26 protein-coding genes are annotated in these 24,263 nt (G+C 34.8%); 16 read left to right on the top strand and 10 right to left on the bottom strand.

Annotation, left to right across the window (positions count from 1 at the left end; all coding sequences use genetic code 11):
- The first annotated feature begins 442 nt into the window (after window positions 1–442).
- The gene (locus HHU12_RS28505; RefSeq protein WP_169660141.1) at window positions 443–1,306 is read left to right on the top strand and encodes a peptidase domain-containing ABC transporter; all 864 of its coding nucleotides are present in this window, start codon (window positions 443–445) and stop codon (window positions 1,304–1,306) included.
- 252 nt (window positions 1,307–1,558) lie between these two features.
- Here HHU12_RS28505 and HHU12_RS28500 read toward each other — a convergent pair whose 3' ends face one another.
- The 6 genes from HHU12_RS28500 to HHU12_RS28475 all read right to left on the bottom strand — a co-directional run bounded on the left by HHU12_RS28500 (window position 1,559) and on the right by HHU12_RS28475 (window position 5,310).
- Window positions 1,559–2,125 (bottom strand): hypothetical protein, encoded by a 567-nt coding sequence (locus HHU12_RS28500; RefSeq protein ID WP_169660140.1) that lies wholly within the window; start codon window positions 2,123–2,125, stop codon window positions 1,559–1,561.
- 243 nt (window positions 2,126–2,368) lie between these two features.
- Window positions 2,369–2,896, bottom strand: coding sequence for a ribosome maturation factor RimM (gene rimM, locus HHU12_RS28495; RefSeq protein WP_169660139.1), 528 nt, complete (start codon window positions 2,894–2,896; stop codon window positions 2,369–2,371).
- Between the two features lie 21 nt (window positions 2,897–2,917).
- Window positions 2,918–3,667 carry an SPFH domain-containing protein gene (locus HHU12_RS28490; protein WP_169660138.1) on the bottom strand — a complete coding sequence of 250 codons (750 nt, stop codon included), beginning with the start codon at window positions 3,665–3,667 and terminating at the stop codon, window positions 2,918–2,920.
- Window position 3,668: 1 nt separating this feature from the next.
- Window positions 3,669–4,229: an aminoacyl-tRNA hydrolase gene (gene pth, locus HHU12_RS28485; RefSeq protein WP_169660137.1), complete on the bottom strand. Its 561-nt coding sequence runs from the start codon at window positions 4,227–4,229 to the stop codon at window positions 3,669–3,671.
- Window positions 4,230–4,378: 149 nt separating this feature from the next.
- Entirely contained in the window at window positions 4,379–4,798 is a 420-nt protein-coding gene (locus HHU12_RS28480; RefSeq protein WP_169660136.1) for a hypothetical protein, read from the bottom strand.
- A 14-nt stretch (window positions 4,799–4,812) separates the two neighbouring features.
- A complete protein-coding gene (locus tag HHU12_RS28475; RefSeq protein WP_169660135.1) occupies window positions 4,813–5,310 on the bottom strand; it encodes a hypothetical protein in 498 nt (165 codons plus the stop codon).
- A gap of 83 nt (window positions 5,311–5,393) precedes the next feature.
- Here HHU12_RS28475 and HHU12_RS28470 point away from each other — a divergent pair, with 83 nt between their 5' ends.
- The 3 genes from HHU12_RS28470 (at window position 5,394) to HHU12_RS28460 (ending at window position 7,641) form a co-directional block, all read left to right on the top strand.
- A complete protein-coding gene (locus HHU12_RS28470; protein WP_169660134.1) occupies window positions 5,394–6,161 on the top strand; it encodes an alpha/beta fold hydrolase in 768 nt (255 codons plus the stop codon).
- A 68-nt stretch (window positions 6,162–6,229) separates the two neighbouring features.
- Window positions 6,230–6,898 (top strand): nitroreductase family protein, encoded by a 669-nt coding sequence (locus tag HHU12_RS28465; protein WP_169660142.1) that lies wholly within the window; start codon window positions 6,230–6,232, stop codon window positions 6,896–6,898.
- 365 nt (window positions 6,899–7,263) lie between these two features.
- Complete coding sequence (locus tag HHU12_RS28460; protein WP_169660133.1) at window positions 7,264–7,641, top strand: tellurite resistance TerB family protein; 378 nt, start codon at window positions 7,264–7,266, stop codon at window positions 7,639–7,641.
- A 47-nt stretch (window positions 7,642–7,688) separates the two neighbouring features.
- Here HHU12_RS28460 and HHU12_RS28455 read toward each other — a convergent pair whose 3' ends face one another.
- From HHU12_RS28455 to nth, 3 genes are all read right to left on the bottom strand, one after another.
- Window positions 7,689–8,954: an exo-beta-N-acetylmuramidase NamZ family protein gene (locus tag HHU12_RS28455; protein WP_169660132.1), complete on the bottom strand. Its 1,266-nt coding sequence runs from the start codon at window positions 8,952–8,954 to the stop codon at window positions 7,689–7,691.
- A 391-nt stretch (window positions 8,955–9,345) separates the two neighbouring features.
- The gene (gene nagB, locus HHU12_RS28450) at window positions 9,346–11,283 is read right to left on the bottom strand and encodes a glucosamine-6-phosphate deaminase (protein WP_394353212.1); all 1,938 of its coding nucleotides are present in this window, start codon (window positions 11,281–11,283) and stop codon (window positions 9,346–9,348) included.
- Between the two features lie 243 nt (window positions 11,284–11,526).
- Window positions 11,527–12,207, bottom strand: a complete 681-nt coding sequence (gene nth, locus HHU12_RS28445; RefSeq protein ID WP_169660130.1) for an endonuclease III — start codon at window positions 12,205–12,207, stop codon at window positions 11,527–11,529.
- A gap of 494 nt (window positions 12,208–12,701) precedes the next feature.
- On the opposite strand from nth, the gene HHU12_RS28440 reads away from it, so the two are divergent.
- The 5 genes from HHU12_RS28440 (at window position 12,702) to mnmE (ending at window position 17,947) form a co-directional block, all read left to right on the top strand.
- Window positions 12,702–13,331 (top strand): RNA polymerase sigma-70 factor, encoded by a 630-nt coding sequence (locus HHU12_RS28440; RefSeq protein WP_169660129.1) that lies wholly within the window; start codon window positions 12,702–12,704, stop codon window positions 13,329–13,331.
- A gap of 181 nt (window positions 13,332–13,512) precedes the next feature.
- The gene (locus HHU12_RS28435) at window positions 13,513–14,712 is read left to right on the top strand and encodes a FecR family protein (protein WP_169660128.1); all 1,200 of its coding nucleotides are present in this window, start codon (window positions 13,513–13,515) and stop codon (window positions 14,710–14,712) included.
- A 237-nt stretch (window positions 14,713–14,949) separates the two neighbouring features.
- Complete coding sequence (locus HHU12_RS28430) at window positions 14,950–15,522, top strand: Crp/Fnr family transcriptional regulator (protein WP_169660127.1); 573 nt, start codon at window positions 14,950–14,952, stop codon at window positions 15,520–15,522.
- Window positions 15,523–15,597: 75 nt separating this feature from the next.
- Window positions 15,598–16,392, top strand: a complete 795-nt coding sequence (locus HHU12_RS28425; protein ID WP_169660126.1) for a type 1 glutamine amidotransferase domain-containing protein — start codon at window positions 15,598–15,600, stop codon at window positions 16,390–16,392.
- Window positions 16,393–16,567: 175 nt separating this feature from the next.
- On the top strand, window positions 16,568–17,947 hold the full coding sequence (mnmE, locus tag HHU12_RS28420; protein WP_169660125.1) for a tRNA uridine-5-carboxymethylaminomethyl(34) synthesis GTPase MnmE: 1,380 nt from the start codon (window positions 16,568–16,570) through the stop codon (window positions 17,945–17,947).
- Window positions 17,948–18,173: 226 nt separating this feature from the next.
- On the opposite strand, the gene HHU12_RS28415 is transcribed toward mnmE, so the two are convergent.
- Window positions 18,174–18,485, bottom strand: coding sequence for a hypothetical protein (locus HHU12_RS28415; protein WP_169660124.1), 312 nt, complete (start codon window positions 18,483–18,485; stop codon window positions 18,174–18,176).
- Between the two features lie 403 nt (window positions 18,486–18,888).
- On the opposite strand from HHU12_RS28415, the gene HHU12_RS35125 reads away from it, so the two are divergent.
- The 7 genes from HHU12_RS35125 to HHU12_RS28385 all read left to right on the top strand — a co-directional run.
- Window positions 18,889–19,395, top strand: coding sequence for a tetratricopeptide repeat protein (locus tag HHU12_RS35125; protein ID WP_205960013.1), 507 nt, complete (start codon window positions 18,889–18,891; stop codon window positions 19,393–19,395).
- A 71-nt stretch (window positions 19,396–19,466) separates the two neighbouring features.
- On the top strand, window positions 19,467–20,189 hold the full coding sequence (locus HHU12_RS35120) for an ATP-binding protein (protein WP_205960012.1): 723 nt from the start codon (window positions 19,467–19,469) through the stop codon (window positions 20,187–20,189).
- Window positions 20,189–21,439, top strand: a complete 1,251-nt coding sequence (locus tag HHU12_RS28405; protein WP_169660123.1) for a tetratricopeptide repeat protein — start codon at window positions 20,189–20,191, stop codon at window positions 21,437–21,439. Before HHU12_RS35120 ends, HHU12_RS28405 begins: the two co-directional genes overlap by 1 nt.
- A gap of 369 nt (window positions 21,440–21,808) precedes the next feature.
- Window positions 21,809–22,228: a DUF1016 N-terminal domain-containing protein gene (locus HHU12_RS28400; protein ID WP_169660122.1), complete on the top strand. Its 420-nt coding sequence runs from the start codon at window positions 21,809–21,811 to the stop codon at window positions 22,226–22,228.
- A 14-nt stretch (window positions 22,229–22,242) separates the two neighbouring features.
- Window positions 22,243–23,454: a hypothetical protein gene (locus tag HHU12_RS28395; protein ID WP_169660121.1), complete on the top strand. Its 1,212-nt coding sequence runs from the start codon at window positions 22,243–22,245 to the stop codon at window positions 23,452–23,454.
- Window positions 23,447–24,007, top strand: a complete 561-nt coding sequence (locus HHU12_RS28390; RefSeq protein WP_169660120.1) for a condensin complex protein MksE — start codon at window positions 23,447–23,449, stop codon at window positions 24,005–24,007. The genes HHU12_RS28395 and HHU12_RS28390 overlap by 8 nt, the downstream gene beginning before the upstream one ends.
- A gap of 2 nt (window positions 24,008–24,009) precedes the next feature.
- Window positions 24,010–24,263: ATP-binding protein (locus HHU12_RS28385; RefSeq protein ID WP_169660119.1), on the top strand; the 254-nt coding region annotated here is incomplete at its 3' end.

Here is a 24,263-nt window from a genome sequence, read left to right as displayed (position 1 = left end):
AGTGTATTCAGAAGAGGACTTAATAAAGTGAGAGAGATGATTAAAAGTGTTGATTTCAAAGACTTTACAAAGATGATTTCTCATTTTAGGATGAACTATCTAAAAATCATCGGGTAGAGTAAGAAAAGATATAGATTATAAAAAATTTGATTTAGAAAGGGAGAATAGAAATATTTTAATAGAGATCGTAAATGGTATTTCAGATCTTAAAAATAATAATGCTACCTCTTTCAAAACACAACAATGGGAAGAAAGCGAGAATAAGTTATTCAAGCTAAATAACGAAAAGCTAAAATTAGATTTAAAGCAAGAGGTTGGTGTAAACTACTTAGGGCAACTTAAAAATATACTCATTATTGGATATGTATCCTTATTAGTAATTAGCAATACTTTAACACTCGGCGCTTTACTTAGTATCACTTTTATTATTGGTCAACTAAATATGTCGTTTAAGAATTTAGTAGAATTTATCCATTCATATCAAGATGTATCGATAAGTATAAACAGACTATCAGATATATATAATGAAAAAAGTGATAATACGACAAATGAAAGATACCTGAACATTTCAAACGATGAGTGTATAACGCTAAAAAATGTATCATTCTCTCATTTCGGCAGTGATAATAAACTTTTTGACAACTTGAACTTAAGTTTTCCTACAAATAAAATATCAGCAATTGTTGGTAGTAGCGGAAGCGGTAAGACAACTATACTAAAACTATTATTAAAATATTATCAACCGAATAGTGGAGGAGTGTATTACAAGGGAACGGATATCAATAATATTGACTCTGAAGATTGGAGACAAAATATAAGCACTGTTTTTCAAGATGGATATATTTTTTCGGATTCAATTAAAGATAATATCATTATGGGAGATGAATTGGATGAAAATAGGTATTTGGAAGTATTAAAACTGGCTAATTGTTATGATTTTATTACAAAACTCCCACAAAAAAGTGAAACTAAAATAGGTGAAAATGGCATTGGTTTAAGTAAAGGGCAATTGCAAAGAATCCTAATTGCAAGGGCTATGTATAAGAACTCATCAATAATCATATTGGACGAGGCGACTTCAGCTTTAGATGCTAAAAATGAAAAAGAAGTTCATAATAATCTACTCACTTATTTTAAGGATAAAACTGTGATAATTATTGCACACCGATTAAGTACAGTAAAAAATGCGGATAGAATATTTGTACTTGACAATGGCAGTGTGATAGAAGAAGGTAATCATAGACAATTGGTTAATGATAAAAATAATTATTATGAATTGGTTAAAAACCAACTTGAATTAGCTTGATTCTTTAGGATACTGATCTCTTTATAGAATCATAATGAGATGATAAGAAATAACATATAATTAATACATTAAAGACATTCCTATTTTAGGGGTGTTTTTTTGCTTTAAGAGTCCTCTTCTAAATGGAACAGCTTTTCACGGCTTTCATGAAAAAATAATTTAAATGAAAAAATCTTCAAATACATTCTTTAGTGGAAACTAAAGTGAAAATGTATTTGAAGATTAATTTATTTTTGAAAGAAGTATTTGTACTTACTTCATTTTATTTTTCTTGCTAAAATCTAAGGCCTTACTGAACATCACTCCCCAGAATTTCACTCCTGAAGAAGTAACACCCACTTCAACTCCAATTTGTGCTCTCCAATCGATAAGATTATAATAAGCATCAAACCAATAACTTTGAGACCATGCAGAGTAGGTTCCCTCAGGGCGTTCCGAAGTACCTCTCATTGTTTCATGCTGATTGAGCGTCCAGCCCACAGCCCAGTCCCAACGTCCGCCTGAAGCCCAATAATAACCGTTGGTAAACGAGTAATTATTTAACTCGGAAGTAACGTCTTTATTAAAGACTAGATAAGGTAAAAATTTACCAAATAGATGACCATAACCAATGGACATACTTATGTTTTCTTCAGCAAAATCTTGATAACCAACACGAAAGTTCAACAGATTTGTTTCGTCAATGTTCTGCCAGACAGATATCTGCTGAACATTGCCCATACCATAGTAGTATTGAACACTTGTTTGTGCGTTAGCATCGTTTTTGGAAGTAAATAGTCCTAGCAATGCAATGCCAGAAATTAGTAGTAGCTTTCTCACGTAAAGTAGTTTAAATATTGATAATGACAATGATATAAACATCAAGTAAATCAGATTAATGTTTATATATATACAAACTTACGTGACTGAATAACAAAGCGCTAACGTGTAAATTAAATGAGTTTGAATATAAACAACTGTTATGTTACAAAATATAAAAGCTTCATTCTAAGAATTAAAAATCTCTTAAAATGAAGCTTTTTAGTGAATATATTCTTCTTTAAAGGAAGTTGTTATTCAAGATTAATCTTCTAGGTAAATGTCTATTAATCCTTCAGGGATATTAGTATACAATTCCTTCTTTTCTAGATCCGCTTTGATGATAATTTCATCATTGATTGGAATCAAAACTTCTTTGCCCTTGTATTTCATTTCTAAAATGTCTTGAGCAGAATTAGTATATACTTTATGAACAGTACCTAAAGAACCTAAGTTATTATCCACTACTGTAAATCCTTCTATGTCGTGATAGTAGAATTGACCTTCTTCTAGTTCTGGAAGAGCTGTTAAAGGCAAATACAATTGAGCATCTTTTAATTCAGTTGCAGCTTCAATGCTGTCAATATCTTCAAACTTAGCGATATATCTATTGTTGTGAAGCGATAAGTACTCTAAGAAAAAAGGAACTAAACTTCCTCTTCTCTCTAAAAACACAACATCAAGACCTTCATACTTTGAAGGATCATCCACATCGAGGAAAAATAATACCTCACCATTTAGACCATGAGTTCTGGTGATTTTACCAAACTCGAAACATTCATCTTTATGCATATCTTAAACTATAATCCAATGTTATTTTTCAGTCATTAAAAGTGACATCAACTGCAGTTTCATTCCAGCTTTCTCACTTTCTGTCAACTGATTGACCTGATCCACCTCTTGAATCATCTGATCTGCTATTGCTACTGCTTCATTCGCCGCTCTTTTCTTTCCTAGGGAGCGAATACTGTTGAAACGGGCACTTTCCAATTGAACTCCCACTTCTTCCAGTTTTTTCTTGAGCGCAGTGGCATAAGCATGATTCACTGTGGTAGAATGTAAGCGCAAAGAAACACGTTCTTCACCAAAATCTTCATATGGATACATTTCTATTAACGTTTGAGCCGTTTCTTTTGCGATAGAAAGTACTGAATCCTTGATGTTTGCCATTCCAAAATGCGCATTGGCGGCATCAGAAACTCTCCATCTCAGTTCCACGCTCATTTCAAGCTGTACACCATCTTTGGCAAACGTATCCCAAGGTCCCACCATTTGCACCTCATCTTTCAGAGATATTTTTTGAATACTTCTAAAAGGATGATACCAGTAAAAACCAGAAGCATTGATAGTGCCTTTATATTTTCCAAGAAGAGAAATTAGATTGGCATCACCTTGAGCCACGATAAAATATCCTCTCAACAAAACTAAATCAACAAAGAAAAGGAGCATTGCGATAGCTCCGAGGTCAGGAAGGGATAAAACATAACCTGCCGCACCAAACAAAACCGCTTGAACGATGATCATGATATATCCTGAAATACCTTTGATTTTTTTGTCTGTCATATTATTTATTGTATTGTGTCATAGTTCTAGATAAACCAATAGAAGCAAAAGAAAGACACATATCTGCTGATTTTTCAATCAAACCATCCAAGTCAATTTTTTCATCTTCTGTAAACTCACCCAACACAAAATCCACTTGCTTTCCTTTTGAATAATTATCACCAATACCAAAACGTAATCTTGGATAGGCCGCCGTCTGCATTTGTGCTTCAATGTCTTTCAAACCATTATGACCTGCAGCGCCGCCCTTGCCTCTCATTCTAAGGCTAGTATAAGGAATAGCCAAATCATCTACAATCACTAAAATATTTTCAGTTTTGATCTTTAGTTGATTCGCCCAGTATTTCACAGCTTTACCGCTCAGATTCATATAAGTAGTCGGTTTGATGACCGTAATACTTCTACCTTTATGTTTAAAATCGGCAACATAGGCTAAGCGATCCATCTCAAAAGAGGTATTATGTTTTTTAGCTAAATAATCAGCTACCATAAAACCAACATTATGACGTGTTTTTGCATATTCAGGACCAATATTGCCCAAGCCTACGATTAAATATTTCATTGTTTGTATTAAGAAATTACTTGATAACGAATTTAATACGCAAAGGTACTATTTTCTAGATTTTTTAATAGCGTGAATTAAAAGTTAAACTATTAAATAGACTTATAAACTATTTTATAAATGCTAAAGAACCTATTAAGGTATCAAGACTATGATTGTATTTTTAACCACCATCTAACAGTTTTTATTTTTTCGGATTGTTTCTGTGTTATACCGTTATTTTCAATTTCTACTAGTGTATTTGCTAATTCTTGTTTCCCATATTGGTCTAAAAACCAAAAAGGCACTTCTTGACAGCTTTTGTCCCAGTTATCGAGAATTTCAAATAAAATCTGTTTGGAAGATTTTTTACTTTTTGGTTTTAATTCTTTTAAAATCCTAGAGGCAATTTTCTGAACATTAAAACCATTGGATTTATCTTGTATAGTCAAAAAAACACCATCTGAAATAATTTCATCATCTACTTTTTGAAGAATATTAATAAGCTGTCTTACTCGTAAGTCACCTTTTTGATTCTCAGAAAGTTCAATTTCCTTTTTTAATTCAAATGATGTTTGAGGTACTTTCAAAGCAATTAATTTTTTTAATATAGTGACAACACCAAAGCTTTATGATTGAGCTCAATCTGAATTACTTTTAAAGAATCATTGTTATTCATTGGAGAAGAAAACAAATAAGACTTTTTGTTGGAAGGAGTGATGATCCTCTGAATATTGTCACTGAGTGGTAATTTGTTGGCTATATTATATTGATAGGCTTCCCAAACGCTTTTTTCTATCGCATCAGTAGGCGTACTGCATTCTACCCACGCTTTTTTGATGTAGGGTTTTAGGCTGTCCGCAAAAGTATCCATTGGTAACTCACCGCAAGGTTGATCCATAGAAGTAGCCTTTACGATAGACCTTCCAATTGAATATCCTTTTTCAGCGATGTCATTTTCTTTGATCTGTTTTATTTTACGTTCCTTGATCTGCTTATTTACACTATTAGCATCAATCTTGTCAGAAGTTCTCAATCCACAAGAAAACAGGGACACCGTTATAAATAAACAGGCAAAAATTGGTTGATATCTAGAATTCATTTGTTCTCTTTTTAAAGAGGATGTTTTTTTTATTTCTCCTCAAAACTACATCTTTACATTTTCTAATTAAAATTTCATATAGAATGAATTTGTTTTACAGAGAAATTGGTGAAAGAGGAAATAAACCACTAATCATATTACACGGGCTTTTCGGGCAATGCGACAACTGGATGACATTGGCAAAGCACCTGTCTGAGAAATTACATGTTTTTTTGGTGGATCAGAGAAACCACGGTCAGTCGCCGCACAGCGATGAGTTCAATTATCAATTAATGGCCGATGATTTAAAAGCTTTCATTGAAACACATCAATTAGAAAAGCCGATTATTCTGGGACACTCAATGGGAGGTAAAACAGTCATGCAATTTGCCGCTAACTATCCTGATATGGTGAGCAGAATGATTGTTGTAGATATTTCTCCACGTTTTTATCCGGTGCATCATCAAACTATTTTAGAAGGATTGAACGCATTACCGATCGATTCTATTAAAACTAGGGGGGAAGCGGACAAGTTGTTAGCGGAATATATACCAAACTTCGGTGAAAGATCGTTTTTACTTAAGAACATCTATCGAAAGAAAGAAGGAGGTTTTGCTTGGAGAGTCAATTTGCCTGTTATTACTGCTAAAATTGAAGAAGTAGGAAAGGCATTAGACATGACACATACCATTGAAGTGCCAACGTTATTTATAGGAGGAACAAACTCCAACTATATCCAACAAACAGATCAACAGGAAATTAATGAAAAATTTGCTTCAGTTTCTATCGAAATGATAGAAGGAGCAGGGCACTGGGTACATGCTGAGAAGCCTCAGGAGCTACTTTTGGCAATTAATAGCTTTATTTTTTAATTTATTAAAGTTTTTATTGTATTTTTAGGTGTTATAGATACTTTTATTCGTTCAACCCATTGACACATATGCACGCTGTGGAAGATTTTATACCATATCATTCTTTAGAAGTCTCGGAAGAAAAAATGCTTCAGGTCACGCAGGACTATTATGAGAAGATTAATAAAAGACGCTCGTTAAGAGATTTTTCTGACAAGCCAGTAGAAAAAGAAGTGATTGAAAATATCATTAAGGCAGCGAGTTGTGCCCCATCAGGAGCCAACAAACAGCCTTGGACTTTTTGTGCTGTATCGAGTCCGGAAGTCAAAAAAAACATCCGTATTGCGGCGGAAAAAGAAGAGTATGAAGGCTACCACGGCAGAATGAGTGAAGAATGGCTTGATGATTTAAAACCTTTCGGAACGGACTGGAATAAGCCTTTTTTGGAAACAGCTCCATGGTTAATAGTGGTTTTCAAGCAGGTATATGAGATTGATGAGCATGGTATAAGACATAATAATTACTATGTGAATGAATCCGTGGGACTAGCCAGTGGCTTTTTGTTAAACGCTATTCATGAAGCAGGATTGGTGGCATTGACGCACACTCCTTCTCCAATGAACTTCTTGGCAAAGGAATTGAAACGCCCCGCAAATGAAAGACCTTACTTATTAATACCGGTAGGGTATCCAACAGAAGATGCAAAGGTGCCTAATATTACAAGGAAACCGCTAAAAGATATAGTAGAATGGTATTAGACTATTCTTAAGCAAAGAAGAGCAGTGGATTGAAAGACTCACTGCTTTTTTTATGCCTAGAGTTCAGCTGGTATATGTCAAATTATTTTCCGGCCTCAATTCTAAACTAACATGAAAGCCCAATAATAGCATTGTGGCATAATATCGGATTTTACCGAAAAGATCATTCCGTATATAATTTTATATTAAACCGGTTGCGTAAAATTATATACTTCATATATGTTATACACCATATTTTATAACGGATTTTAACCTATTGTTAAACATTTATAAATACGTAAGTAGTACGTTTAAAAACACATCCACATTATCACTTATTAACGTATACTAAAGAGTACTTATTTCAACTTAATATCTTAATTGTTATGTCGGATAAAGAAAAACTCTACGAAATTTTAGGCGAACTATTGTTTGTGGTTGCAAAAGCAGACGGTGTTATTCAAGACGAAGAAAAAGAGGCTCTCGAAACGTACTTCAAAGATCATCCCTACGGCAAAGACATCAGGTGGTCATTTAACTATGAGGCGAAAAGAAATACGCCTGCAGATGTTGTTTACAATAAGGTGATAGATTATTGTAAACATTATGGCCCAGCAAATGAGTATCAAGAATTCATTAAAGCAATGGAGGTAGTGGCGGAAGCTGCAGACGGCATTGATGATAATGAAACAGCCGTAATGCAGTCCTTTTCCCAAGACCTTCTAACTCGATTTAAAAATGATATTGATGCAATGCAATCTTAAACTACTTTCCCCGATTTTTTAAAGCAAAACTATAGTGACTAACTAGCTTAACGGTACATCAAATACACGGCAGCTTTCTTCCTGAAGGCTGCCTCATCTTTTCTCCAGTAATCCTTCATTCCTGCAAAACTGTAAGAAGCCATAAATCCTTCTCTTATTTTATTACTGCCACAAACTTTGTCAAACATGGCCCATCGGTCTTTGTGTGCATTAAAAAGATCTTTGGTAGCATGTAACCTATGCTGTACCTCTAAAACATGGAATTGAATTTCTGACAGTCGCACTTTATCATAGTCCGTGATGTAGATCTGTACTCCATGCAACTTCATTCCTTTTTTCTCTTTATAATAAGGAGTAAAAGAAAGCCCTCTGAAGTAAACACCTTCCAAGTTTAAAGCATTCAGTTGTTGAGCAAACTGTCTAGTATTGATATATTCTGCTCCGAAAAGCGTAAATGGGAGGGTGTAGCCAATTCCAATAAAGTTTCCTTCCAGTTCACCGATAATTCCACTGGCAGGGTAAAGTTCAGCCACTTCAGGGAAAGGAATATGAGGTGACGTAGGAATCCAATGTCTGCCAGTATCTTTAAAACGCATATCCCTTTTCCAGCCTTTCATTGGAATCACATTCAATTTACACTGCGTTTTATTTTTCAGCCATCCTTCATAATTCATCATGTAGGCTAATTCTCCCACTGTCAATCCATAGATGTAAGGAATAGGAAATTGGCTCACAAAAGAAAAGTAGCCTGGTTCAACAATGTTGCCTTCTATTTTAGTACCACCAAGCGGATTAGGTCTGTCTAATACAATTACTTCTTTATTATTTTCAGCCGCCGCTTCCATCACCAACCCCAAAGTACTGATGAAAGTATAGGATCTCACACCAATATCTTGAATGTCATATACTATTACATCCACATTCTGAAGCATGGCAGGAGTAGGTTTTCTTGTTTTTCCATAAAGTGAATAAACAGGAAGTCCAGTCACTACATCCGTATTACTATCCACATGCGCACCAGCATCTGTATCACCACGCACACCATGTTCGGGTCCGTAAAGAGCAGTGAGATTTACATTTTTAGCTTGATGTAAAATATCTACAGTAGAAATAAAACTATGGTCAACGCCAGTAGGGTTAGTGACCAACCCCACTCTTTTACCTTCTAATGCTTTAAAATTTTGATCTCTCAATACTTCTATGCCTACTTTGACGAGTGGTGTGGTGTTTTGGGCAAGGGAAATAATGGAGTTGAAAAAGAAAAGGGTTAATAGTAATAACGTTCTTTGAGGATAATATTTAGAGGATTTCATTCAAAATAGGTAAGTTAAAAATTATATTGAGATACACTTTTTAGGAGTGACAAAGCCGAAGTATCAGGACAGAAGAGAAGTTTTTTAATGAAGAATTAAGAATGTAAAATGTAGAGTTTTGGTTCGTGTTGTGGTTATACAAAAAGATACCTTCTCAATTTAGTAATCCATGTAAATTGAAAGATAATCCTAAGAACCATCTATTCTTCATTCTTCCCTCTTAATTCTTCATTAAAAAAGTTTCAAAACTTTTTTCCAGTACTTATCGTCAAATAAATATAGCCAATAAAAAATTGATTTGTTAATACAGGTTTGCCTTGAAACAAAAAAACGTCTGAGATTTCTCCCAGACGTTTAATTCAATCTATTTTATCGCACACTTTATATATCTCTAGATGAAGTGGTAGCGCACAAACGCTTCCATTGCTTCATACTCTGCAAGACCAAGTGCATTGTATAATTTCGCAGTTCCTGAATTACGCTCTTCTGCTCTTTGCCAGAATTCACGGTCATCTGTTCCTTGGAATACTACGCCATCTTTTTGTGACTCATGGAAGAAAATAGCTTTTCTTTTTGTAAGAACCTGTTCTGGAGACATTGGTACAGCCATTTCGATTTCGTCGATTGGCCACTCATGCCATGCACCTCTGTACATCCAAACCCAACAGTCTTTCATGTATTCTTCTGATTTCAACTCTTCCAAAGCAGCGAAGATAGCATCTAAACATACACGGTGAGTACCATGCGGGTCAGCTAAGTCACCTGCTGCGTAGATTTGGTGAGGCTTGATGTCAGAAATGATATTTTTGATGATCTCAATGTCCGCTTCACCTACTGGGTTTTTACGAACTTTACCTGTTTCATAAAAAGGTAAATCTAAGAAGTGTACTTGTTCTTTTGGAATACCAGTGTAACGACATGCCGCGATCGACTCGTCTCTACGAATCTGACCTTTGATTTGTCTTACTGCTAATGAATCGATATCACCTTCCTCTTTTGCATCTAAGAAACCAGTGATTTCTTTGAACTTCGATTTAGATTCAGCAGATCCGAAACCAAATTTGTCCATCAATGAGTTCGCAAATGTAGCATATCTACGAGCATCATCATCAGAAACAGCAATGTTACCTGAAGTTTGGTAAGCAACGTGTACTTCATGTCCTTGGTCCACTAAACGTTGGAATGTACCACCCATTGAAATTACGTCATCATCAGGGTGAGGAGAGAAGATAATTACACGTTTCTTAGCAGGAACAGCTCTTTCAGGACGTTGTGTATCGTCTGCTGAAGGCTTACCGCCTGGCCATCCTGAGATTGTATGTTGTAAAAGGTTGAATACTTCGATGTTCAAATCGTAAGCAGAACCTTTAGTGGATAATAAACTATCTAAACCACTTTCCAAATAGTCCTTGTTCGTTAATTTCAAGACCGGCTTACCTGTTTTGTAAGCTAACCAAACTACCGCTTTCTTTGTCATCGCAGTAGTCCATTCTACTTCAGAAACTAACCAAGGAGTTGTGATACGTGTTAATTGTTCCGTTGCACCTTCGTCGATGAATACAGACACGTTATCATGTTTTTGTAGGAAAGTTGCAGGTACTTGCATTGAGATATCGCCCTCTACCATTTTCTTCACGATAGGCGCTTTACCAGAACCCCAAGCCATCATGATGATTCTTTTAGCTTGCATAATCGGCTTCACACCCATTGTAATAGCACGCTTAGGAACGAAGTCCAAACCACCAAATGAAGGAGCAGCATCAATACGAGTGATCGCATCCAAAGTCACCATACGAGTACGGCTGTTTTCAGTAGAGCCCGGCTCGTTGAAACCAATGTGACCTGTACGACCAATACCTAATATTTGAACGTCCAATCCACCTGCGTTAGCAATTTTAGCCTCATAGTCTTTGCAGAAAGCATAAACATCTTCCATTGCTAAAGTACCGTCAGGGATATGGATATTTTTCTCTTCGATATCAATATGGTTGAATAAATTTTCCTTCATGAAACGTACATAAGAATGTACAGAATCAGGTTGCATAGGATAATATTCATCCAAATTGAAAGTCACTACATTTTTAAATGATAACCCCTCTTCTTTGTGCAAACGAATCAATTCGTCATATACTTTTAAAGGAGAAGAACCAGTAGCCAAGCCTAAAACTGCATTTTCACCTTTCGACGCTTTGTCTCTAATAAGATCAGCGATTTCGTGAGCGATAACTACAGACGCTTCAGCATTTGTTGAAAAAGTGTAGGTTTGAAGACGTTCAAATTCTCTGTCCGTCATAACTTGTTGGTTCAACAATGTTGTGTTCATAATCATTAAATTTACTTAGTAGTGTGATAAGATAGAATCAATGCTTTTTTATTGATTTATACCCAAATTTATGTAGAGGTGTAGATTGTACATAAATTTTTCGGCACAAAGCATTCGTCTATGGTTAAACGCCGTTCGTCGTAAAAGGGTGCCGTTTAAAGCAACAATGATTGTTAAACCACTTAAAGGCGTGTTAACTCCCAGTGATTTTAGAACACAACTTCAACCTTATGTTAACAGGAAGTTGATTTAAGCTTTTTTCTTGGTCTTTTTTTTAGGGTTTGATGATTTTTTTTCCGTAAAAAGAGTTTTTCTTCCGTGTTTAGAGCAGATCGGACATTCGTTTGGATCATGTCTTTGGGCAGGGCAGTACTCTCTTCCAAAATAGATGATTTGAAGATGAAGATCATTCCAGTCTTTTTCATCAAACAAGCGTTTGGCGTCTTTCTCCGTTTGCTCCACACTTTTTCCAGTGGAAAGTCCCCAACGGTACATCAATCTATGAATATGCGTATCTACAGGAAAGGCAGGTACACCAAAAGCTTGCGACATCACTACAGAAGCAGTTTTATGACCAACAGCAGGAAGAGACTCTAAATCCTTAAAGTTGTCAGGAACTACACCGCCAAACTTTTCAACAATAATTTTAGACATTCCATAAATCCCTTTCGATTTCATAGGAGAAAGTCCACAAGGCTTGATGATTTCTCTGATTTCCTCCACACTCAATTGCATCATATCATAAGGATTATCCGCTTTGGCAAATAAAAGAGGTGTGATTTTATTCACTCTTTCGTCAGTACACTGTGCAGAAAGTGCCACAGCCACCAATAAAGTAAAAGGATCTTTATGGTCTAATGGAATGGGTGGATTAGGGTATAAACTTTGTAAAGTTTGAACGATATCTTGAACTTTTTCCTGCTTAGTCATTGTTTATAGTTTTAATTGTGGCAGCAATTTATAAAAGTATCAAGGTTATATTAATATTGTAATAACGAATAATTCAAATTTTCACCACTGAGGTTTATAATACACTAAATTTTAAATATATTGTGTGTTTATAAGTACAAGGAAAAAAGAAAACGGGCAATTTTAGGTTATTGTTTTTTATTCTAGTCAAGGCAGATTTACAGAGCATAGCATTTGCTACGTGATAAAAATCTAACACAGAGTAGGATAAAAAAGAAAAAATGAAAAGTTCGTTTTATTATTTTCTAGTACTTGGCTTCAGAATAAATAAAAGTACTAAGATAAAGGTGATCAGGAATCGTTGATTTTGTTTTTCATTCATATTAAAGTTGATCTTGAAGCGTGAAACCAAATAAGAGTGAGAAAACAATATTCCAAAAAGGAGTAGCAGAAATTAACGGATAACCAAAAGCATTTTAATAGTACTAAAATCAATAACAATCGATATTTAATCAATGAATTTCGAAAACTTAGAAGAAGAGGCTCTGATTGACCTTGTAAAAGGGGGAGATCGTTTCGCTTGGGAATATATAACTAAAGAATACTATCAGGCAATTCTTAACTTTATCAATGGCATGGTAAAAGATTGGGAAACTGCTGAAGAATTAGTTCAGGATATATTTGTCAATTTTTGGAGTAAAAGAGAATCTTTAAATATAAATCTGTCATTAAAAGCTTATTTGTACCGTTCTGCTAGAAATCACACCCTGAATTTCATCAAAAGGAGAAATTTCGAACGTGACTATCAGAAAGGAGTGGCAGAAAGAATGGTCATTTCCAGCAATGACACGGAAGATACTTATCACTTTTCTGAATTAGAAAAAAGACTTTCAGAAGCGATTGAAGAACTTCCAGAAAAAATGAAGGAAATCTTTAAGATGAGTCGTTTTGAAGATTTGACTTATAAAGAAATTGCAGATGCATTAGATATACCGGTTAGAACGGTGCATTATCAAATTGGCTTAGCTTTAAAACAATTAAGAGAAAAATTAAAAGGGCATGTAGATCCTAGCTTGATGGCTCTAGAAGGAGCAGTTGTTATTGGTCTGATTATAGACTATTTACTGCAACTCAATTTATTTTAGAATTTTTTTTGTCTTCACACTCTTCTCGATTGTCATTGATAAAAGGACGATTAACTGTGTGATTCCGCTATGAAGAGTCATAAAGAATAAAGGGCTAAACAATGAATATTCATCATGACTTGTCCTTAAAGCTATTTTTATTTAGAGTAATAAAGAATTAAACATATTTATCCGAGGTAATATGGATAAGGAAATTAACATTGATTGGACACTTATTGCAGAAAGTTTAGGTGGTGATCAAATGGCTGTTACTAAAGCAAAGCAGCTGGCTGAAACCGACGAGACTTTTAAGAGTGTACTTTCAGAAGTAACAGAGATCTGGATTCAATCCACAACTATCGGTCAAGAAAAGAAGCGCATTTTTAATACTTCTCAATTGGACGCTAAGGTTAACGAAATCTGGGATAAGATTTTGGAGGTAGAATCCGAAGAAACAAAAATTGCTACTACATTGGAAAACCAATCTAATGAGGTAAGTGAAGAGGTATTGGACATTTGGTCTACTGCTGGTTCTCTTGGCAAAAAACAACGTAAGGAAGTTTCATCTGAAGACATGGACGCTGCAATGGCTAAAATGTTATTGAGAATGAACGTTTCTGAGGAAGAAAAGAAAGAAGCTCCGACTTTTAAAGTGGAGAACAATCTTTCAGCTAAGAAAAGCAATACATCAAAGTGGTCATTCCCTAATAGCATGGCAGCTGCCGTGGCTATCTTATTGACTTTGGGCTTGTCAATGTTCTATTACCTGGACAGTGATAAAGTGCAGATGCTTCAAGAGGAAACGGGCAATACTACTGCTTTGGTATTATTACCTGACGGTACAAAAGTCTGGCTGAACAAAGAAAGTTCAATCCGTTATCCTGAAACTTTTGGTGATAACGACAGAGTAGTTTCTTTGGAAGGTGATGCTTTCTTCGAAGTGAAAAGAGATGAGCAGCATGCTTTTAATATCATCACTTCAGAAGCAACTACTACCGTGTTAGGTACTTCATTCCACTTGACACAAAATCAAGTTGAGGTGGTAACAGGTAAAGTGAGGTTTGAAAGCAAAGAGTCTGGCGAGTATGTTGTTTTAGTGAAAAACGAAACAGGTACTGTTGCTGACGGAACGGTCGATAAGAAAGTCTACAAGCAAGACTTAAATGCGGCGGCTCTAATGCAATCAGAACTGTCATTTAATGGAGCTGATTTATCAGATGCAGTCAAAGCTATAGGAAAAGCATACAATACTTCAATTGTGATTGAGAATAAACAATTAGAGAAACGTAAATTCACTGGTATCTTTAGAAATAAAACGCTAGAAACAGTGATGGAGCAGGTTTCAGAAGTAGTAGGTTGCGATTTTGAAAAATTAGAAGATGGAACAGTGGTTTTAAAATAATTAGAACCCTTCATACATAAATCAAGGAAGTCACTCTATATTTAGGGTGACTTTTTTGTTGCTTTAATTCTTAGTCGAAAGGTTATTCATAGTGTTACAAGAGTATTTATTGGAGTTGTTTTTATCAAAAAAATAAGAGTAGATTTTAAGGTGTAAGCTTTCTTTGCAATAAAAGTAAATGAAATACATTTACGAAAATTGAAACCATTTAATCATCAGATTGGCTATTTTTATAAAATGAAATCAATCACAGAAATCTTCAAAGGTTTAGAACTCACCGATTCAGAATATGCTTTTATCAAAGAAAGGTGTCAGAAAGTAGCACTTAAAAAAGGGGAGGTACTTTTAAAAAAAGGACAGCCTACTTTGTCTCAATATTATGTGTTAGAAGGTTGTTTACGTTCTTTTTTTGAAGATGCGCAGGAGCGGGATCATACATTGCAATTTGCCATTCATGATTGGTGGATTAGTGATTATACTGCCTTTTTTGATGGAAACCCTGCTGTTTTAACGATTGAAAGTATTCAGAAAACAATTGTATTAGAATTTACAAGGAAAGCACAAATAGAGATTTTTGAAAGTATCCCTAAAGTAGAAAGTTTCTTCAGAGAAAAAATGGAACATAGCTTTGGTGCCTTTCAAAAGAGAATCATTAATGATCTATCAAAAACAGCCAAAGAGAAATACCTTGATTTTCTTCAAACTCATAAGGAAATTGAAACCCATATTAAAAACTATCATATTGCGTCCTTTTTGGGCATTACAACAGAGAGCTTAAGTAGAATTAGAAGGGAAATCGCGAAGGATTAGTATTTTCTTATCATAGATCAATTTTTTCACTGAATTATTTTTTTGAGCTTTGCGTCATCAAAAAATAAAACAGTTATGATCAATATTAAAAACTTCTTAATCGGTTTATTATCGACTTTAATTTTTGCTTCATGTGGAGCAGACAATTCTTCTCAATCATCAAAAGAAACAAAGAGTGAAACGAAAGCTGTAAAAAAGGTTTTATTCGTTTTAACGAGCCATGATCAATTAGGTGATTCAGGTGAAAAAACAGGTTTCTGGATCGAAGAATTTGCTACACCTTATTATTTCCTAAAAGATAAAGGCGTTGAAATTACATTGGCTTCACCAAAAGGCGGACAACCTCCATTTGACCCGAAAAGTGATGCAAAAGATGCACAAACACCATCGACTGTACGTTTCAAAGCTGATGAAGAGGCAAAAACTCAAATGGCCAATACATTGAAACTATCTACGGTAAATGCGGCAGATTATGATGCTGTTTTCTATCCAGGTGGTCACGGTCCATTGTGGGATTTGGCAACAGATGAGAATTCAATTGCATTGATTCAGGACTTTTACAATTCAGGTAAGCCTGTTTCTGCAGTTTGTCACGCACCGGCTATTTTCAAAAATGTAAAAGCAAAAGATGGTGCTCCATTAGTAAAAGGTAAAAAAGTAACAGGTTTTTCTAATAGTGAAGAAGCGGCAATTCAATTAACTGAAATCGTTCCTTTCTTAGTAGAAGATATGTTACAAGAAAACGGCGGTACTTACTCAAAAGGTGCAGATTGGGGAGCCTATGCAGTAGAAGATGGCTTGATCATTACAGGTCAAAATCCAGCTTCATCAGAGTTAGTAGCTGAAAAATTATTGAAGCAATTGAACTAATTTCAAGTGTATTAGTTTCTAGGTCAAAAGAATAAATTCAATAGATATTTAAAAGTGGTAAAGCTATTTTGATATAGTTTTACCACTTTTTTATTGGTAGAATACGAATGACTTTGAATAAAAATGACCTTAAAAAAATTAACTGTATCTTTGCACTGAATTTAATATCAACCTAATGCATAATACGTTAGAATTAGATACAATTGTTGCCTTAGCAACAGTACCAGGGCAGTCAGCCATCCATGTCATTCGTTTGTCAGGACCTGATGCCATCAAAATTGTCAACAAAGTTTTCAAAGGAAAAAACCTAGAAAAACAAGAAGGTCATACGGCTCACTTCGGTACTATCCGTGAAGAAGATGGAACCATTGTAGACGAAGTCTTGGCGACTATTTTCTATGGCCCTAAGTCATATACAGGTGAGAATACCGTGGAAGTTTCATGTCACGGTTCTCAGTTTATCGTCGATCAATTGCTCCAGCTTTTTATGAAAACAGGAGCCCGCTACGCCAAAGCTGGCGAGTTTACCCAACGTGCATTTGCCAATGGAAAACTCGACTTAGCACAAGCAGAAGCCGTAGCTGATTTGATTGCCGCCGATTCTCATGCTTCAAGAGATGCCGCAATGCAACAAATGCGTGGTGGATTCTCAAAAGATATCAAAGCACTTCGTGAAAAGCTGATCCATTTCGCATCAATGATCGAATTGGAATTGGACTTCTCAGAAGAAGATGTTGAATTTGCCTCAAGAGATGAATTAGTCGATTTGATCAACGAATTGAAACGCGTGATCAAAGCCTTGATCGATTCCTTCTCAATGGGTAATGTGTTGAAAAACGGTGTTCCTACCGTAATCGCAGGTAAACCCAATGCCGGAAAATCAACGCTATTGAACGCCCTTCTAAATGAAGAAAAAGCGATTGTATCAGACGTAGCAGGTACCACTCGTGATTTTATCGAAGACGAAATCAATATCGGTGGCGTTACCTTCCGTTTTGTAGATACAGCCGGATTGCGTGAAACAGAAGACAGAGTAGAAGCCATCGGTGTGCAACGTTCTTATGAAAAGATGAAGAAAGCCTCATTGATCATGTACATGTTCGATGCTGCCACTTCCACTTTCGAAGACGTACAAGCCGAAGTAGAAGCCTTAGAGCAATTGGGTGTTCCTAACATTTTAGTAGCCAATAAATTGGATCAACTAGAAGGCGGTTTAGCACCTGAGTTCAAAGAATTCTCAGAGCATCTTTTAGAAATTTCAGCCGACAAAGGAACAGGAGTTGAAGAACTAAAAGAACGAGCATTACACCTTGTTAACCTTGATAAAGTACAATCAGGAAACACTATGGTCACCAACGCCCGTCACTATCAATCGCTCCGTGAAACTATGAAAGCATTAGATGATGTAATCAATGGTGTGGAAATGGGCATGACAGGAGATTTCTTAGCATTGGATATTCGTACATCATTGCATCACCTTGGTGAGATCACTGGTGAAGTGACAACGGATGATTTGTTGGAGAATATTTTTAGTAAGTTCTGTATCGGAAAATAATGTAATACTAAAAATAGTATATAAATATTTGAAAGAGGGTTTTTGCCCTCTTTTTTTGTGATATAGTTTGTATACAGAAAACTATAAAGATTTAATGGAGTGTCTACTACTCAAAAATGGCATATTGTATGAATTTACCTAATGATAAAAAACTATTCAAAGAGGCTATTGAGTCTGTGAGCATATCACTGATATAATCATGCTTTCACCATTCTAAATGGAGGTATTATGAATTGTTTTCGATAATAATGGAATGGTAAGCTAACCGAAGTTTTTCAAAGAAAATAGTTTTTGCTTCTGGAGCGTCACTATTTCCATATATATCCAAAAGATCATTTAAGGATTGATTAAATCCAGATAACCACTTGGGGCGATCTCCCAAATGTCCAGACCAAACAGTAATATTCCCAATCACTTCTCTAATAGTGTTAAGATCTTCTTCTTCTAATGCATTCTTGATCACTTCAATAGATCCTTTGAAGCTATTATCTAGGGCATTTTCAGCATTTTGTTCTTCAGGTGTAAGCATGTTAATCATTTAGAATTTTAATAAATATACAAAATGAGAAGAAGTTTTTGTATTAATTGTCTTATTAATGTAGGTATAAAAAATAGCTTTAATGATATTGAAAAGAGGGTTGTCGCCCTCTTTTTTTGTACTTCATAATTTTTTTGAAGGGAAATTTTAATCTCAATGAATAATTAGTGGATTTATTGATACTCTTACTTAGTCGAAGTTGTTTATATACTACATTATGAAAAGTACTTTTAGTTGTACGTTTTATTGATTTATTGCACTTTCTGCAATTAGTAGTCTTTCCCACGATTGAAACCGTGTTTTTTGATGTTGATTTTTCTCACAGTTTAGAGTGAGTGAAATTTGAAACATATTAGTGTTTTCGAATTTTATGACTAACTTTCAATAACAAAAAACTAGATTTATGAGCAACGATATTATTAAGGGATTGGAAGACGCCTTAGCCAATAGTCCCTCGAATATTCAACTAAGGAAACTATTAGCGGATACTTTACTTGATCACAAAAAATATGAGGAAGCATGCTTACACTATCAAATGATTATTCCTCATGCCAATCAATTTCCTGATATTTTATACAAATATTCTATTGCTTATTTCCATACCGATCGGATTGATATGGCCATTGTGATGTTAGAAGAATTTGTAGAGAAAAATCCAACTGATTTGGATGCCTTGGTGTTATTATCAAAATGTTTTATCAAAGAGAATAACATTTCTGCAGCTATCGATATATATCAAAAGGTACAAGCCATTGATCCTAATTTTTCTGATGAAGAATTAGATAAACATCTAAAAGTAAGTGATAATGCCTTGGATGAAATCAATTCAATCTTAGAAGAACCAACAAAAACATCGGTTACTTTTAAAGATGTTGGAGGTATGCAAAGAGTAAAAAGGAGATTGATTTAAAAATCATCAAACCATTACAAAATGCGGATCTATACAAAGCTTATGGTAAAAAAGTAGGCGGAGGTATTCTATTGTATGGCCCTCCAGGTTGTGGAAAAACATTTATAGCTAAAGCTACTGCAGGAGAAGTCAATGCCAAATTTATTCATGTAAGTCTAAATGATATTTTAGACATGTGGATGGGAAATAGCGAAAAGAACCTTCATGAAGTATTCGAAAATGCTCGTCAGAATACGCCTTGTGTCTTGTTCTTTGATGAAATCGATGCTTTAGGAGCCAACCGAAATAATTTTAAAAATACTGGTGGTAGAAACATTATCAATCAGTTCCTTCAGGAATTAGATGGTGCCGAAAACGATAACGATGGCGTACTTGTTTTAGGTGCTACCAATACTCCTTGGCACCTTGATCCTGCTTTCAGAAGGCCAGGTCGTTTTGATCGAATTATCTTTATTCCGCCTCCAGATACAGAAGCTAGAGAAGAAATTCTGAAGTTAAAATTAGAGAAAAAGCCAATTGGGAATATCGATTACTCCAAGGTAGCTAAAAAGACCGAAGAGTATTCGGGTGCCGATATGGAAGCCATTATTGATATCGCTATTGAAAAGAAATTGGAAGCTTCGTTCGAAGACGGTATTCCCAAACCAATAGAAACCAAAGATCTTTTACAAGGAGCAAAATCTCATGCACCAACTACCAAAGAGTGGTTTACCTCTGCAAGAAATTATGCCTTGTTCTCGAATGCCGCAGGTATTTATGATGACGTATTGGACTACTTAAAAATTAAAAAATAATGGAAAGCGAACTGACTTACTTAAGAGCAAAAACTCTTTTTGATCATGGTAAATATGATGAAGCAGAAAAGGAGCTTCAAATTCTGATGGGGCAAACTCCTGATGATATTTTCCTGATCTTACTATATGCAGAAACACTCATTCAGTTAGATAAAACAGAAGAAGCTATCCAAATTATAAATCACGGTCTAAGCATAGAGAGTGATTCTGATTTGTTGCTATACACTTTAGCAAAATGTCAGCTGATTTTATCAAAAGATAAGCAAGCTAGAAAGTCTATTCAGGCAGCTATAGAATACAACCCGGAAGATGCCGATTATTTTGCACTTTTGGCCAAGATTCATTTATCAGAAAAAGACTATCAAGAAAGCTATGATACCGCTAATCAGGCCTTGGCTTTTGACGCTGAAAATTCATTGGCTTTGAATGTAAAATCTACAGCTTCCATTAAGTTGGGATTAAAAGAAGAGATGACACAAACGGTTGAAGATAATCTTCACAAAAATCCAAATGACAGTCATACTCACGCGATTGTAGCCATGAATCTCTTAGAAGCTAAGGAGTATAAAAAAGCACTTAGACATGCTGAAGAGTCGATGATGATCAATCCCAATGATGAGCTAGCACAGTGGGTAATATTAGAGTCATTACGCTGTAAGTATTTCATTTATAGGATATTTTTTGCTTTTCAAACTTGGTTAGGTAACCTAAAAGGTGGGCAACAATGGCTGTTTATTATCGGGTTTTATTTTGGTGCAAAATATCTAGGAAAATTCAGTACAGACCATCCTGAGTATGCTCCATACATCGATCCTATCATTTATATTTTGGCACTTTTTGCTTTCTCTACTTGGATCATTCAACCGTTATCTAATATGATTTTATCCGTTAACCGGTACGGTAAATTTTTGCTTTCTGATAAGGAAAAACGGGTCGCGAAAATCAGCTTATTCCTTATCACAACAGGATTAATATCCCTTGTTGTTAGCCTTTTTGTTACAGCAGAAGTATGGTTAAGCATAGGTATTTTTGCTCTTCTAATGATGGTTCCAACAAGTCGATATTACGACAATATCAAAGGAAATTGGCTCATGATTATTGGCCTTGTTATCATTATTGGACTTGGACTAATGAATATCTTTATTGGAGCGATGGTTAATGTTGGCTTCTCAACATACACTGTTTACTTTATATATAGTATAGTTGCTTTCCAGTTTGCAGCAAACTTTTTTATAACGAAGAATAATTAAGTGAGTGGTAAAGTGTGTTTTTAGGTCTTAGTCGTTAACATCGCTTAGAACTTAGGCATCGTTAATAACCAAAAGGATCACTTTCGTTCTTCAAACCTGCATAATTTCTTTATCAATAAATTTAGATTTTGTGAAGGTATTCTCCAGCCTAGCACAAGTGTTAAGCTGGAGACGTCACTTGTGTTTATAAATTTTAAAGTCTGTAGACTTATAGCAGATCCAAATAGCACTAAAAGTCTACAGACTATTTTTAGATATAGGTTCAAGTCACGCTTTCAGCTTAAGACTTGAACCAGTTTCGTTTTTTATGGAAAAGCCTTGTTTCGTTCTGTTAATATGTTATGTTGCAATTGAAAGAATAACTCAATTATGAAAGAAATAACACAACCCGAAGAGACTAATTTCTATTCAGAAATAAAGAAAATCTTAGCTTCTGCAAAAACTAAAGTGAACTCAGTGGTTAATTCTGCTATGGTAGAAGCCTATTGGTCCATTGGAAAGCGTATTGTAGAAGAAGAGCAAAAAGGAGAAGCAAAGGCAAAGTATGGTAGTTTCTTAATTAAAGAGCTATCAATTCAATTAACAGAAGAATTTGGAAGGGGATTTTCAATAGCCATTATTAAAAATTTCAGGCAATTTTATCTTACCTATTCTTCTGATGAATCAACAATACAAAAAAGCTACACACTGTGTAGCCAATTGACATGGAGTCATAATCGTAGAATAATGCGAGTGACTGACCCTAAAGCTAGATGGTATTATTTAGAGGAAAGTCTAAACCAAAATTAATTTAAGCAACAAACATGTACCACTTCCAAGATATATCAGAAATCATAGGTACTCTTAATGAGGGAAAAAAGCTTATTGATGAGATTTTTAAGAACAGGAAAAGATACGATTATGAATATGAGCAAGCGTTGGAGTTGTTGGGAGAAGGGGGAGAGGTCAAAATTCAGCGATTGATTGATAAAGGTATCATTAAAGAAAATGGACAGTTTCTTGAAATAGAAGATCAGTTTCTTTCCTTTTTTGAGGAATTGATGCAGGTGAATGAAACCATCAATATTTCCTCTTTTAATGAACATATTAAAATTATAAAGGAAAATATTGATTACTTCTCTAAGGAAAATAGTCAACAGAGAAAGCATCGTTACTTCAAAATAATCAAGAAGGATTTAAGTAGAATTGGTAAAATCTGTTCAAGGAATATTGACGATCTGATCAGAAATATTGATACGACTTTTAAGACGGAAGAAAACTATCAGATCAAATTAAAGAAGCTCGAAAACTTTAAAGGGAAAACCGAAGAAATTCAGAATTTAATCGCTCAATCAAGACATTTGATTGATAAAGAAGAAGTCTCCTTTTTTGTATTTTCTGCCGATGAAGAGTTACAAACAATTGTGGTGGAGTTGAAGAAAGAATTCAATTCAGCGAATCATAATTTGGTTGAAATTCAAAGGCAATTACTTCAGTATATTAATCAGGTAAGACATAACTCTCAAGTGGTAGAGAAAGTTAAGAAGCTGAAGTTACTGATGGATCAGGTAGAGTTGGAAGCCCAAACTAATATCAAGGAAATACTTAATGAAAGGAAGGAGGTACTTTTTGAGAAAAGAAAAACGTATCCGTTGAAGTTGGATTTGGATATTCTCGAAGAGGATGAAGTGTATCAATTGATTAAAGAGATCAATCAAAATCAAAAACACAAGGAACGTAGAAAAGTATCTTCAGCGGAAGCTATTGATGTCAATCTTTTAAGCCAACAAACTGAAAGCGTCTATTTTATTAATCATGAAGAAGTGAAACGAAGTTTTCTGGCTCAAGGAAATGATCTATTTAATTTTGTGTTTCATTATGAATTTCCTTTTGAAGTATCTTATATCGAATTAGTCGGATGCTATTATAAGATCATTAATTATTATAGTAATGAGATTGAGATTACTGAAGATAAAATAAGATACGAAGACCGATATTTTGCAAAAGTTTACCCTAAAAGAAAGAAATATGCCTAAAGAAAACCATAACAAACAAATTTTTGAGATCCTGAGTAAAGGACATTTTATTTCTTCTAACTCAATCAACCCTACACAGAAAAAACTCTATCAGTATTTAGAAAAAGAGAAGGAAGCGACACAGGATTATTTTGATCAGATCGGTTTTTATTTAGTAGAAGGGAAGGACTGTTTTTACTTTAGTAGAGAGGAAGAAAAGAGCACACTGAAAAGCAAGTTGGAAAGGGCGATGCGATGGATCAGTATTCTCGATTTTTTCAAGTCGTATGATGAATCTTTTGGAGTGGGGACGCAAATTACACCTTCAGAAATTTCATCCATTATTGGGGTAAATCAGAACCTGAAAAATAAACTCAATTTATTAAAAAGAATCACTAAAAAGGAGAAGTACGATGAGAGTGTAAATGAACTTTTTGAGATCTTAAAGAAGGAAGGTTTTGTGGAAGTGATTGATGATCTTTCTATGACTTACAAAGTATTGAATTCATTTTCTTACCTCGAAGAATTGATCTTGAGCATTGATATTGAAGAACCAACAACAAACGAAAACTAAACATGAGAACCCTCAATAAAGTTATATTAATCCACTGTGCGAATATTCCTTATGCAGAGATAGAATTGGACAGTAATTGTCACTTTGGCGGTACGCAAGGAGTAGGGAAAAGTACAATTCTCCGAACACTTTTATTCTTTTACAATGCGGATACGAAAAAGCTGGGCATTAAAAGGGAACAAACCCGTTTTGTTGATTGGTATTTGAAAAATGATAATTCTTACATCATTTATGAGGTAGCTACGGAAAGAGGGAG

Source organism: Flammeovirga aprica JL-4 (assembly GCF_012844305.1).
In the GTDB taxonomy this organism is placed as follows: Bacteria; Bacteroidota; Bacteroidia; order Cytophagales; family Flammeovirgaceae; genus Flammeovirga; species Flammeovirga aprica.
This window is presented reverse-complemented; position numbering and strand designations above follow the sequence as displayed.